The organism is Pseudidiomarina sp. (genome assembly GCF_048267825.1).
Taxonomy (GTDB): domain Bacteria; phylum Pseudomonadota; class Gammaproteobacteria; order Enterobacterales; family Alteromonadaceae; genus Pseudidiomarina.
This window is the reverse complement of record NZ_JBLWWR010000020.1, coordinates 1-12448: the sequence shown is the minus strand read 5'-3', so window position 1 is coordinate 12448 and position 12448 is coordinate 1. Positions and strand designations below refer to the sequence as shown.

Annotated in this window: 11 protein-coding genes; 5 read left to right on the top strand and 6 right to left on the bottom strand. The window is 48.2% G+C overall.

Annotation, left to right across the window (positions count from 1 at the left end; all coding sequences use genetic code 11):
• Positions 1 to 759 (bottom strand): dicarboxylate/amino acid:cation symporter (locus tag ACN0UN_RS11240; RefSeq protein ID WP_417660064.1); only part of this gene is annotated, 759 nt, incomplete at its 3' end.
• Between the two features lie 195 nt (positions 760 to 954).
• Here ACN0UN_RS11240 and ACN0UN_RS11235 point away from each other — a divergent pair.
• Complete coding sequence (locus ACN0UN_RS11235; protein WP_417660063.1) at positions 955 to 2661, top strand: lysophospholipid acyltransferase family protein; 1707 nt, start codon at positions 955 to 957, stop codon at positions 2659 to 2661.
• Between the two features lie 69 nt (positions 2662 to 2730).
• On the opposite strand, the gene ACN0UN_RS11230 is transcribed toward ACN0UN_RS11235, so the two are convergent.
• A complete protein-coding gene (locus ACN0UN_RS11230) occupies positions 2731 to 3327 on the bottom strand; it encodes a Yip1 family protein (protein WP_417660062.1) in 597 nt (198 codons plus the stop codon).
• Between the two features lie 177 nt (positions 3328 to 3504).
• On the opposite strand from ACN0UN_RS11230, the gene miaE reads away from it, so the two are divergent.
• Positions 3505 to 4266, top strand: a complete 762-nt coding sequence (gene miaE, locus ACN0UN_RS11225) for a tRNA isopentenyl-2-thiomethyl-A-37 hydroxylase MiaE (RefSeq protein WP_417660061.1) — start codon at positions 3505 to 3507, stop codon at positions 4264 to 4266.
• A 13-nt stretch (positions 4267 to 4279) separates the two neighbouring features.
• Here miaE and lpxH read toward each other — a convergent pair whose 3' ends face one another.
• Positions 4280 to 5023: a UDP-2,3-diacylglucosamine diphosphatase gene (lpxH, locus tag ACN0UN_RS11220; protein WP_417660060.1), complete on the bottom strand. Its 744-nt coding sequence runs from the start codon at positions 5021 to 5023 to the stop codon at positions 4280 to 4282.
• 3 nt (positions 5024 to 5026) lie between these two features.
• Complete coding sequence (locus ACN0UN_RS11215) at positions 5027 to 5524, bottom strand: peptidylprolyl isomerase (RefSeq protein WP_417660059.1); 498 nt, start codon at positions 5522 to 5524, stop codon at positions 5027 to 5029.
• A gap of 142 nt (positions 5525 to 5666) precedes the next feature.
• Here ACN0UN_RS11215 and cysS point away from each other — a divergent pair, with 142 nt between their 5' ends.
• The 3 genes from cysS to ACN0UN_RS11200 are packed head-to-tail and all read left to right on the top strand — an operon-like array spanning position 5667 to position 9510.
• Entirely contained in the window at positions 5667 to 7061 is a 1395-nt protein-coding gene (cysS, locus tag ACN0UN_RS11210; RefSeq protein ID WP_417660058.1) for a cysteine--tRNA ligase, read from the top strand.
• A 17-nt stretch (positions 7062 to 7078) separates the two neighbouring features.
• On the top strand, positions 7079 to 8611 hold the full coding sequence (locus ACN0UN_RS11205; protein ID WP_417660057.1) for a leucyl aminopeptidase family protein: 1533 nt from the start codon (positions 7079 to 7081) through the stop codon (positions 8609 to 8611).
• A gap of 44 nt (positions 8612 to 8655) precedes the next feature.
• Positions 8656 to 9510 (top strand): MBL fold metallo-hydrolase, encoded by an 855-nt coding sequence (locus tag ACN0UN_RS11200; protein ID WP_417660056.1) that lies wholly within the window; start codon positions 8656 to 8658, stop codon positions 9508 to 9510.
• A 70-nt stretch (positions 9511 to 9580) separates the two neighbouring features.
• Here ACN0UN_RS11200 and ACN0UN_RS11195 read toward each other — a convergent pair whose 3' ends face one another.
• Complete coding sequence (locus ACN0UN_RS11195; RefSeq protein ID WP_128351158.1) at positions 9581 to 9979, bottom strand: acyl-CoA thioesterase; 399 nt, start codon at positions 9977 to 9979, stop codon at positions 9581 to 9583.
• A gap of 54 nt (positions 9980 to 10033) precedes the next feature.
• Positions 10034 to 12310: an alpha/beta fold hydrolase gene (locus tag ACN0UN_RS11190; protein WP_417660055.1), complete on the bottom strand. Its 2277-nt coding sequence runs from the start codon at positions 12308 to 12310 to the stop codon at positions 10034 to 10036.
• Positions 12311 to 12448 lie beyond the last annotated feature (138 nt).

Genomic DNA, 12448 nt, shown 5'->3' with positions numbered 1-12448 from the left:
CATGCCCGATAAGCCTTTGAGGATTATCGGATAGGTTATGAGTGCATGCGCAATTAGCACAAACAGCACCAACAAGAAGTATTTACCGAGACTGAATATGGTGTCAAACGAGGTTTCTGCGAACAGTTTCGCCATTAGGGCGAACACACCATACGGAGCAATGTTCATCAGAATAATGACTAATTTCATGATCACTTCGTTAAAGTCATCAAATAAGGTTTTTACCCGTTCGCCCGGTTTACCCACTAATGCCATAGCGATACCAAACAGCAGCGCAAATACAATGATTTGCAGCATATTACCGTTGGCAAACGCATTGAATGGGTTGGTAGGGAATAAATCAATAATTACCTGAGCCAGAGACGGTGCCTGTGTAGGTTCGTAGGTTGCGTCCGTGGCGAGCTCAAGGCCTGTGCCCGGCTGCACGAGCACAGCCATTGCTATCGCAAAGGTTATGGCAATGGCGGTGGTGATGAGATACAAGCCAACCGCTTTACCGCCAAGACGGCCTAATTTGCTTGGGTCGCTGAGCGAGCAGGTGCCTACTACCAAGGATACAAATACCAATGGCACCACTAACATTTGTAGTGAGGCAATGAATATCTGTCCGACAACGTAAAAAATACCTTTGGTTAAGTAACCTTCGACAATGGTGCTGTCTGGGAATAGCGCTTTGAGTAAAATGCCGAGGGCAATACCGGCAAACATCCCGATCACAATGCGGCTCGTGAGGCTGAGCTTCTTTTTATTTTCTGACATACAAATTCCTTCCGATCACAGCGTGGCAACGTTGACGTGCGCGTAAACTATTAAAAACTGCTCAAGCCTATCAGATTTCTTATTTAAACAGTAGCACTGTGCGTTTGACTGTCATTGAATTGCCATGAAACTGCCAATCAACTGTCACGTTGCATATCTAAGCTGAAGCGAATGCATCTTAGAGAGAGATTGGCGATGATAGAAGTAGAGCAATTACTCAATAGAAATTTACCTGCTCTCAACAACCATCAGCTATTACATAAATCGGCATTGTGGATGTTACGGGGCTTATTGTGCGAGCGCGAGATTAAGCAATTCGCCGAAGCGTATCCTAATCTACAAGGCTTAGAGTTTGTTGAGCATGTGCTCGATTTCTTTAATTTTAGTTTCACCGCGCGTGATAGTGAGCTCGATAACATCCCGACTGAGGGGCGTCTCATTATCGTCGCTAACCATCCCATCGGCTCTTTAGATGGTTTAGCGTTGCTAAAACTCGTGAGTAGCGTGCGCAGTGATGTGAAAATTCTTGCCAATGACTTGCTGCAGGCTATTGAACCGTTACACGAGCTATTGATTCCAGTTCCTGTATTTAAATCGCGTACTGCCGGCGTTCGCAGTGAACCCTTGAAACGGCTTTATCAGCACTTAGAAGCAGAAGGCGCCTTGGTCGTGTTTCCTGCTGGTGAAGTATCGCGCTTACGGCCTCAAGGTGTTCGTGATCACCATTGGCATACTGGCTTTTTAAAAATGGCGTTACGCGCGCAAGCACCAATACTTCCAATCCATGTAAAAGCGCATAATTCTGCTTGGTTTTATGGCGCGTCGATGCTGTACAAGCCGCTGGCAACATTGTTGTTGGTGCAAGAGATGTTTCGCCAGCAACGTGGACACCTTGATTTCCGTATTGGTGAATTGGTGCCGTTAAAATCATTCAATGGTGAACAGCTGACTTTGCCGCAGCGCGCAAAACTGTTTCGTCGTCATGTTTATCGTCTTGGTCAAAACAAAAAAGGCGTACTCAAAACTCAGCGGCCGGTCGCGCGTGCCGAACCGCGGCAGGTATTAAAGAAAGCCGTTGAGGCCTGCGAGCGACTTGGCAAAACGCAGGATGGTAAACACATATATCTTTACCGCTATGATGGTAATTCTCCCGTACTGCGAGAAATTGGTCGGTTGCGAGAAATTGCTTTTCGAGCCGTGGAAGAGGGTACGGGACGCCGTCGTGATCTCGATAACTTTGATACATGGTATACCCAACTTATATTGTGGGATGCGGATGATTTGGAAATTGCCGGCGCTTATCGCCTGGGTGATGCGCAAGAGATCGTTGCTGAGCGCGGATTAGATGGGCTCTATAGCCATTCGTTATTTCAATATAACGCGCAACACATGGCGCCTTTTATTGCACAGGGGCTGGAGTTAGGGCGCAGCTTTGTACAACCTAAATATTGGGGGAAGCGGAGCTTAGATTATCTGTGGCAAGGTATCGGCGCATTATTAAAGCAACATCCTAATTACCGTTATTTGTTTGGTCCGGTGACCATGAGTGCAAGCTTACCTGGTGTGGCACAAGATGCCCTCGTACAGTTTTTTGGCGACCACTTTCCTGATCCCGATAAGTTAGCGCAACCACGTACGCCGTTTATGCCAAATGGCCGCCCGTTACCAGATATCAGTGCCGACTACAGTGATGATTTGCTTCATTTAAAGCATTTTTTGGCGCATCAGGGTGCTGCGATTCCCACGCTATTCAAGCAATACGCGGATTTATGCGAGCAAGGTGGGGTGCGGTTTTTAGGGTTCAATGTTGATGCAGACTTTGCGAATGCTGTTGATGGTTTGGTTATGGTTGATGTTCACCGATTGAAGGCGCACAAGCGTCAGCGTTATCTTGGTGATTAGCTTGTAGGGCTAAACCTGCGCCAATAAAAAACCCAGCTCGCGAGCTGGGTTTTTTTGAATATATTGGTGTTACATATACTCTGGGCCGAAACCGTTGGTCCAAATAATCGCAGACGTTACCATCAGTACCACCATCATGATTAGCCCTGCAGTAACTACCGAAGACGAATACATGAAGCCGCGCTCTTCAGGAATATGCATCAGAATAGGAACACCTGAATAGAGCAGGTAGACCGAATAAGCCACACCGGCCAAAAAGACCATAGTGACAAACCATAATTCTGGGTACAATGCCGCGACACCAGACATGATTGCAGGTGTTGCTGTGTAGGCAGCTAGTTCAAGTGACTGCGTGAAGGTTGGGGCAGCACCAAAGGTTTTTGCCATCCAATGAATCAGGTAAGCTAGTGCAAAAGTTGCGATAATAATACCGACATACATAGCAATTGCCATTGTCATCGCGCTGGATTGAGTCAGGAATGTGGCTTCACGAGCGCCAATACTCCACCCTAAGTGCGCAGACGCGTAATATGCTGCCGCACAAGGTAACAGTGCGATAATCAGGATGTGACTAAGTGCAAAAGTCATACTTTCGTGACGTTGGTCGATGGATTTCCATTCATCGACCGGATGAGCGTAAAGGCCCCAAATATGATTTAGAATCATGACATTCCTCAACTTCGGTTATTGTTCTGATTTTTTATAATTTCAATGACGTTTTTTGCACGTCTTACAGTCAATATTGGTCGGATTTTCAGCAGAGTCAAGCAATTTTGCTGAGAATAACCATAAATTATTTGTGTGATTAAATTTTAATCAAGTTTACCGGTGAGAGAGTCAACAGTGGATGCATTATTAACCCCAATTCGCAATTTTTTACAGTGTGAAACGCCAACAGCATGGCTCGATGACGCAGTTAAACCTGAAAACTTGCCGAATTTACTGATTGATCATCTGGTGTGTGAGCTAAAGGCTGCACAATCGGCAATGTTGCTGATTCGGCGTTATGCGGTTGATGATGCAAGTGGCGATGCGTTGCTAGCTTGGTTGCAGCCTTACGAAGATTTTGCCTATCGCAAACGCGGTAACTGGCGTGAGCTGGCCGATCATGAACGTCTCACCAAAGCGATGTTGCCGAAAAGTGACACCCCTTATAGTCACGTATTGATTGATAAAATGGTGATGCTGATTAAAGAAGAGCTGCATCATTTTTATCAAGTGTTGGAGATTATGGACACGCTTGGCATTACTTACGACAACATATCGTCAAGCCGTTATGCACGAGGCATGTTGCGCCATGTTCGTACGCATGAGCCGGCGACATTAATGGATAAGTTAATTTGTGGGGCTTACATTGAGGCGCGTTCGTGTGAGCGCTTTGCTGCTTTGGCGCCGCATGCTGATCCAGCGTTGGGGAAATTTTATAGCAGTTTGCTGCGCTCAGAAGCGCGTCATTTTGAGGATTATCTTGAATTGGCAGCGCAAATTTCAGGGCAACCGATTGCTGCGCGTGTTGCGTTTTTTGGCGACGTTGAGGCACAGCTTATTCAGCAACCTGATACTGAATTACGCTTTCATAGCGGCCCTGTACCAGCAAGAATGTGAATGCGGAGAGTTACTAATTATCGTTGTTTAATGGGGTGGTGATGAGTTGGCTTTCAACCGCAGTGACTTTCAAAAAACTACCTTGCGTGTACCAGTCACCCAATACGATGCGTTCGGCCATTTCACCATTAGGTAAACGGTGGTGATGCACTTTGGGCCGATGTGTATGCCCATGAATCATACGCTGCACATCATAGTAAACAAAGGCTTCGCGCACGGCGTGTTCATTAGCGTCCATAATTTGCAGTTGGGCGTCGCTCAAAGGTTGTTGGGTTTTGCTGGAGGCACGTAGTTTGGCGGCAATGCGCATACGTAACTTCAGAGGCAGTGTTAATAATAACTTTTGTACCCAGCGGTGGCGAATCACTTTACGGAAACGTTGGTAGCTGACATCGTCAGTGCACAATGTATCCCCATGCAAAATAAGCGTTGGCTGACCATATAAATTGATAGTACTGGGTTCTGGAAGTACCTGAACACCGGTCGTTTCACTAAAGCGACGGCCAATTAAAAAATCCCGATTGCCAGCAATAAAATACACTGGCACACCGGAGTTTGTCAGCTGCCGCAGTGCCGCTTGCACTGTGGCAGCAAAATCACTGGTGTCATCGTCCCCAATCCAGGCATCAAACAGGTCGCCTAAAATGTACAAGCCTTCTGAGTGACTGGCTTGTTCTTGCAAAAAACGTTGAAACAGCGCGGTCATATCAGGCCGCGCTGGGCTTAAATGCAAGTCAGAGATGAACCAAGTCGTCATGCTTTACTCGCTAATGCTGGCGCTCTTAATTACCACATCGTCAACTGGTACGTCTTGATGGAAGCCAGCATGCGATGTACGTACGGCTTCAATAGCTGTTACAACGTCCATACCTTCTACAACTTTAGCAAATACACAGTAGCCCCAGCCACCCATACTTTCGTTTTTGAAGTTTAGGAATTCGTTGTCAGCTACATTAATAAAAAATTGTGAAGTTGCCGAATGTGGGTCTTGCGTACGGGCCATTGCAACCGTACCCCGGGTGTTCTTCAAACCATTGTTCGCTTCGTTATCAACCGGCGCTTTTGTTGGCTTTTGCACCATCTCGGTATTAAAGCCGCCGCCTTGAATCATAAAGCCGCGAATTACACGGTGAAACAACGTATTCTCATAGAAGCCCTCGCGTACATAAGAGAGGAAATTCTCAACGGTTTTCGGGGCTTTGTCAGCGAATAATTCAAGCGTGATATCGCCATGATTTGTATGTAGGGTAACCTGCATCGATTGTGCTCCACGTTTTACAGATATAAACAGATATAATTTGCGCAGTAGTTTAGCATTGTTTGTGACCTAGGCGCACCTTGCGTTATTATGTCCGTCTTAATTTTATTGTAGTCATGCAGTGAGACAGGAGCAGCCGTGCATGTTGAAAGTTTTTAATACGTTAACCCGCCAAAAAGAGGTGTTTACGCCAATCACGCCAGGTGAAGTGAAGCTGTATGTTTGCGGGGTAACCATTTATGACTACTGTCACATTGGTCACGCGCGCACTTATGTCGCTTTCGATGTTGTGGTGCGGTACCTGCGCGCGCGCGGGTACGCAGTTAAGTACGTACGTAATATCACCGACGTTGACGACAAAATTATTCGTCGCGCTGCTGAAAACAATGAATCAATTGCGGCTGTCACGGAACGCTTTACGCGAGCCATGCATGAAGATTTTGATGCGTTGAACTTGGTTCGCCCTGACGTTGAACCGACAGTGACGGGGCATATGGGTGACATCATTGCCATGATTGAAACCTTGATTGCCAATGGTAACGCCTACGTAGCCAACGACGGTGATGTTTTATTTGATGTCAGCACCTTTGATGCGTATGGCAAATTAAGTCGTCAAAACCTGGAACAATTGCAGTCAGGCGCGCGTGTTGATGTTGCCGACAATAAGCAGGACCCACTCGACTTTGTATTGTGGAAGCAAGCGAAAGCGGGAGAACCGAGCTGGCCTTCGCCTTGGGGGGAAGGGCGTCCGGGGTGGCATATTGAGTGTTCAGCAATGAACAAACGCCATTTAGGTGAAAATTTTGATATTCATGGTGGTGGTTCAGATTTGATTTTTCCACACCATGAAAACGAAGTGGCGCAAAGCTGCTGTGCGAACCACAGTAATTATGTGAATTACTGGATGCATAGCGGCATGGTGCAGGTTGATGAAGTGAAAATGTCTAAGTCATTGGGCAACTTCTTCACAATTCGTGATGTGCTTGCGCAATACGACGCTGAAACGGTGCGTTATTTTCTAGTTTCGAGCCATTACCGCTCACAATTGAACTATTCTAAAGAGAATCTTGATCAAGCTCGCGCGGGCTTGGAACGTTTATACACGGCTTTACGCGAAGCACCTGAAGGCGATATCGATGCGGCGCTCACGGAGTCCTATCAGGCGCGTTTTAATGCTGCGATGGACGACGACTTTAATGTGCCTGAAGCGATGCCGGTGCTGTTTGATTTAGCGCGTGAGATAAATCGGATCTTGCAAGATGAGCCGGGCAAAGCAGCGGCTTACGCCGCTGAATTGCGGCATCTAGGTGGTTTGTTAGGCATTTTGCAGCAGCCCGCTGAAAGCTTCTTGCAAGGCGGTGACAACGATGATGTTGCTGCCATTGAAGCATTGATTACCGAACGCAATGATGCGCGTGCAGCGAAAGACTGGGCGCGAGCAGACGCCGCGCGTGACGCGTTAAAGGCGATGAATATTGAGTTAGAAGATAGCGCGACCGGCACTAAGTGGCGACGCGAAAGAACGCACAACGAATAACGAACAACGAGGTTCCTATGTCATTTCCAAAAGTACGTGTATTCGAAAGCTATGCCGCAACAGCCAGCGGCGAATTTGACGGTGTGATTTTACTCGGTGATTTTCAGAGCGATGTACCGGATGATTTTGCTGAATTTGTAGCCCAAGCCCAGCAACTTGACGCACGCGTTGGGCAACAGCCCTTATTGACACCTGCTGACGTAGCTGGTGGGCGGTTGATTATTGCGCCAACCGGGCCACTTACCCGTGATTATGACGATGTGCGCAACGTTGCCGATGCAGCGGGCGCCGCTGCCCGCATTGCGCAGCAAGCAGGTATAGTGAAGCCGTTGCTGGTGGTGTTTGGCGTACCGAATGAAGCACGCTATGGCCAAGCAGAAGCAGTTGCGTATTGGGGAATTTGCCAAGCGCTGTATGAACCGTTGGAAGCGCGTGAGCACTTGGGCGAAGAAAGCTTAGAAACCGTGCAAGAAATTGGCATTGTTGGCACTTTGGACGAAACGTGGTTGGAAGCGGTGGAAGCTGGCAAACGCGTTGCTCGTGATCTGGCTGGTACTGAACCGGAACGTATGGCACCGCCACGCTTTGCCGAGTACTGCCAACATGCATTTGCGCATTCGCCAGTACGTGTGACCGTGATTGATGACGTGCAGCAACTCCAGCACGAATATCCGTTACTGATGGCTGTGGCGCGCGCTTCATTAGGGGTTGAGCGTCATCAACCTTGTGTTGTACGGCTTGAATATAAAGCACCAGCAGCTGAACAGACACTCATGTTCGCCGGTAAAGGTATTGTGTATGACACCGGTGGCGCTGATGTTAAAACCGGTGGGCATATGGCTGGCATGAGTCGCGACAAAGGCGGCGCAGCTGGCGTGGCGGGATTTGTGAAAACGGTTGCTGAAATGCGCCCCGAAACATTGAACGTGGTGGCCGAACTTGGCGTGGTGCGCAATAGCATTGGTGCAGACGCATTTGTAGCCGATGAAATTATTACGGCGCACAGCGGTGTGCGTGTCCGTATCGGTAATACCGATGCAGAAGGGCGCCTCGTATTGGCTGACTTGCTGTCACATTTACGTGAAGAAGCGCCGAACTATCCGCGTCCACAATTGTTCAGTGTAGCAACCTTGACCGGGCACGCAGCTTTAGCGAAGGGGCCATACACCGCATTGATCCCGAATGGTCCAGCACGCGTAAATGAATTGACTGAAAAGTTATGGGAAGCGGGTGAAGTTTACGGCGACCCGACTGAAATATCGTGGTCACGTCGTGAAGATTATGATTTTGTGCGTCCGCGGACAAAATCTGACGACACGCTTTCTAGCAATAACGGGCCTTCAGCAACAACCCGACGTGGGCATCAGTTCCCAATGGCATTTTTAGCGATTGCGGCTGGTCTTGATAAACACGGCACCGATAGTCAACAGCCGTTGCCATTTGTGCACGTTGACATTGCGGGTAGTGGTATTGAAGGTGGAGACTGGCAGCATGGTACGCCGACAGCGGCACCAGTGACTTGCCTTGCAGGTTGTTACTTGCATCAATAAGCACTTTTAAGAAGGTGTTAACGCACTGACAAAGGAGAAACTCAATGCGTGGTTTGAAATTTGGTTTTATTAGCGCGCTGTATCTATTTGCAGCATATGCAGTACAAGCCCAGTCGAACATGGATAACGTGGAGATTAAAGCCACGCAATTGAGCGAACGGGTGTATATGTTAACCGGTATGGGCGGAAATATTGGCGTGTACGTGGGTGACGACGGTGTGGTCATGATTGATGCTCAGTATAAAGGGCTGGCGGATAAAATTAGCGCGGCGATTGCTGAAATTTCTGAGCAACCGATTAAGACCTTGGTTAATACCCATTTTCATGCTGACCATACTGACGGTAATGCAGCGTTTGCGCGCAAAGGTGTCAATGTAGTGGCACATGATAATGTGCGTGTTCGTTTGGCTGCAAACAACGAGTTTGATACGGCCGGACTGCCGAAAATGACCTTCAAGCAAATGCACAGTGTCGACACCGGTGACGCGTCAATCAAGTTAACCCATTATCCGAATGGTCACACTGATGGGGACATTATTGTTTGGTTTCCAAACAGCAACGTGATTCACGCGGGTGATTTATTCTTTGTGGATCGTTTCCCGTTTGTGGATTTAAATGCTGGCGGTAACGTGCAAGGTTATATTGATAACGTGCGTGCAGTTGTTCAACAGTTGGATGCGGACACACAAATTATTCCAGGCCATGGCGAGTTATCGAATCGTGATGACTGGATTCGTTTGGTCGACATGATGGAAGCAACCCGTGCCGAAGTTATGGCGATGAAAGAACAAGGCATGACTGAAGATGAAGCTGTTGAAAGCGGTTTAAGTGAACAGTGGGCCGATTGGTCATGGAACTTTATTACCGAAGAGCGCTGGATTCGTACGCTCTATAAGTAAGAGTCACAGTTATAAAAAAGGCCGAAACAGTTGTTTCGGCCTTTTTTTATTCTGCTTACAAGAAGTGTGGCTAAATCGGCGTTTCGATAGGCAGTGCATCGAGCTCTGCTTTCGTTTTGCCATGTGGCTGTGGTGTGCGCGTCTCTGGGTCGATATGCACAAAAACGATGTCATCAGCGACACAGATATTTTGTTTGGTTTGTTTGTTACGTACCACACAGGTAACGGTGACTGACGATTTACCTACTTTTTTAACACCAAGACCAAATTCAACCACGTCGCCCTGGTAGGCTGATGTATCGAAACTGATTGCCCCAATGTGTTTGGTGACCAGACTTTTTGCGTCCAGCTGACATGCAGCAAAAATATATGCTTCTTCGTCAATCCATTCGAGAATACGGCCCCCGAACAACGAACCAGCGAAGTTGAGATCGTTTGGCATAACCAAGCGGCGGGATAAAAAGCGCATCTGATGTCACTCCATGTGGGTTTTGATGCGCTCAGTATAACGTAACAGGCACGGTTAACGTAAGTGCCGCGAGAAAAACTCGGCAATCATCGTGTAGCGATGAATACTTGCCTCTCGCCCGTGAATACCGTGGGCTTTTCCGGGGTAGGCCATCATTTCAAACGGCAGCATCGATTGCTGCAATCGATGTGTTAACAACGCGGTATGGCTAAACAGCACGTTGTCATCAGCCATTCCGTGATAAATCAACAAGGGTTGTTCCAGCGCATCCGCATAGGTTAATACATTAGCTTGCCGGTAACCTTCAGGGTTATCTTGCGGAGTACCCATGTAGCGCTCGGTGTAATGCGTATCATAAAGAGCCCAGTCGGTAACTGGAGCGCCGGCAACTGCCGCGCTAAACAATTCAGGTGCGCGCATAATTAAGTGCAGTGCCATATAGCCACCGTAACTGTGCCCAAAAACCCCAATTTGGTTTGCGTTTACATAGGGTTGTTGTGCTAGCCACTGTGCACCGCGTTTTTGGTCGTCAACTTCCAACATACTTAATTGACGGTAAATGCCAGTTTCAAATTGGCGACCGCGATTGCCGCTGCCCCGATTGTCTAGTTTGAATACCACATAGCCTTGCTGCACGAGGTACTGGGTAAAATAATCACCCCAACTATTGGTAACACGTTGCGCACGTGGGCCGCCATATACTAACACCACGGCCGGGTGATTTTGGTTGTCAGCAATCTGAGCGGGCTTGTTGATTTGATAGTACAAGCGCTGACCATCTGCTGCGTTAATATGACCAAACTCCGGGAAGCTCCAGGTGGCTAAATAGGGCGAAAGCGGATGGTGTTGGTCTAAACGATTTTCATGTAGCCAAGTGATGCGTTGTCCCGTTGGACCGTGCAGGCTAACTTGCGGCGGTTGGCGCGCGCTGGAAAAGTAGTCGATATAGCTACGGCCATCGCTGGCAAATACCACCTGATGCATGCCTGCGCGGCTACTGAGTTGGCTGGGTTGGCCAGGTGTTGTGGTATTCAAGTTTACCCGATACAAATGGCGTTCAAGGGGGAATTTCTTACGCCCCGTGAAATAAACCACCCCAGTAATTTCATCCACGTGGCTTAAGCTGTCGACCATCCAATCGCCACTGGTAAGTTGGCGAATTAAGCTGCCGTCGGTGCGATACAAATACAGATGTTTAAACCCGCTACGCTCAGATGCCCAAATGAAGTAACGGCTGTCATCAAGAAAATACAAATCATCGTTCAAATTGATCCAGCTGGTGCTGGTTTCTTCAATCATCGCTTGTGGGGCTGCCTCAGTGAGCTGCTGGCGATAAAGCGTAAGACGATTTTGTGCGCGATTTTGCCATTGGTAGCTGATGCTTTTGCTATCTGGCAACCAGTTAACACGCGCAAGATAGCCAGCTTGATGCCGCTCTCGTAATCCCAGCCATTTGAATTCTGGCGGCTGTACCGCTTCGGCATCGAAATTTGGTAATCGCATTAAGCCAAGATCAATATCGACATTAGCGGTACCTGCGGCTGGATAACGCTGTTCAACCAGTTGACTTCTATCTGCATGCACGTCAACACGGCGTTGCACATCAACCGGGGATAAATCGATTCGTGTGACCGCTAAATGCGTTTCGTCCGGGCTCCACCAGTAGCCAGTCATGCGCTTCATTTCTTCTTGTGCAACAAACTCTGCCGTTGCGAACTGCTCATTCGCCTGTGAACGCTGGGTAAGCTGATGGGTTGTCGTGGTGGCTCGGTCGATGACAAATAAGTTGTAGTCATGGACAAAACTGATGTACGTGCCTTGCGGCGAAAAGCGTATGTCGGTTGCAAATAGTTTATCGTCGGTCAGTTTTTTCGCTTGCTGCTCGGCACGGTCAAACAGATAGAGCTGGCCGTTAACCGGAAACAGTATCGCCTTGCTGTCAGGCGCCCAATAGTAATCGACGATGCCACGAGAACGCACGCGTAACCGCTCACGTCGAGCCTGCTCCTCCGCAGAAAGTTGCTGGTTTGGGTCGGTAAGTTCGGCGGCCTTTACGATGCGTTGATGTTGATTTTCACGTACATCATATAGCCATAGGTCAAGTACGTTGGGGTGCGCCGTTGATCCTGCCAGATAACTGACATGGGTGCCGGACGGCGAAAATTTGATTTTCTGTGGTGCAGATGTGGTTAAATTGGGCGCTGAAAAAATACGCTCGATAGATAACGCTTCAACCGCTTCGATGGTGGCTGCTGACTGCGCCGCCACACTAGGTAAAAAGCTGGTTCCTAGTAAGGCGGCACATGTAATTAGTACGACTGCAATGCGCATTGCGACCTAGTCTCGTTAATAGAATGTACGCAACTAGTTTATCAAAGCCTGCAGCAATACTTGTGACAGTGCGATAAAGCGCACACTCAGTGCGCTAGAATTCTCCACGCAGGCCAATACTGAAATTACGACCGCGCA

Bases quoted from the DNA above. Each gene is read 5' to 3' on its own strand.
- lpxH (WP_417660060.1), bottom strand. From the start codon at position 5,023: ATGACGACTTGGTTCATCTCTGACTTGCATTTAAGCCCAGCGCGGCCT.
- ACN0UN_RS11235 (WP_417660063.1), top strand. From the start codon at position 955: ATGATAGAAGTAGAGCAATTACTCAATAGAAATTTACCTGCTCTCAAC.
- ACN0UN_RS11190 (WP_417660055.1), bottom strand. From the start codon at position 12,310: ATGCGCATTGCAGTCGTACTAATTACATGTGCCGCCTTACTAGGAACC.
- ACN0UN_RS11195 (WP_128351158.1), bottom strand. From the start codon at position 9,979: ATGCGCTTTTTATCCCGCCGCTTGGTTATGCCAAACGATCTCAACTTC.
- cysS (WP_417660058.1), top strand. From the start codon at position 5,667: ATGTTGAAAGTTTTTAATACGTTAACCCGCCAAAAAGAGGTGTTTACG.
- ACN0UN_RS11200 (WP_417660056.1), top strand. From the start codon at position 8,656: ATGCGTGGTTTGAAATTTGGTTTTATTAGCGCGCTGTATCTATTTGCA.
- ACN0UN_RS11215 (WP_417660059.1), bottom strand. From the start codon at position 5,524: ATGCAGGTTACCCTACATACAAATCATGGCGATATCACGCTTGAATTA.
- ACN0UN_RS11205 (WP_417660057.1), top strand. From the start codon at position 7,079: ATGTCATTTCCAAAAGTACGTGTATTCGAAAGCTATGCCGCAACAGCC.
- ACN0UN_RS11230 (WP_417660062.1), bottom strand. From the start codon at position 3,327: ATGATTCTAAATCATATTTGGGGCCTTTACGCTCATCCGGTCGATGAA.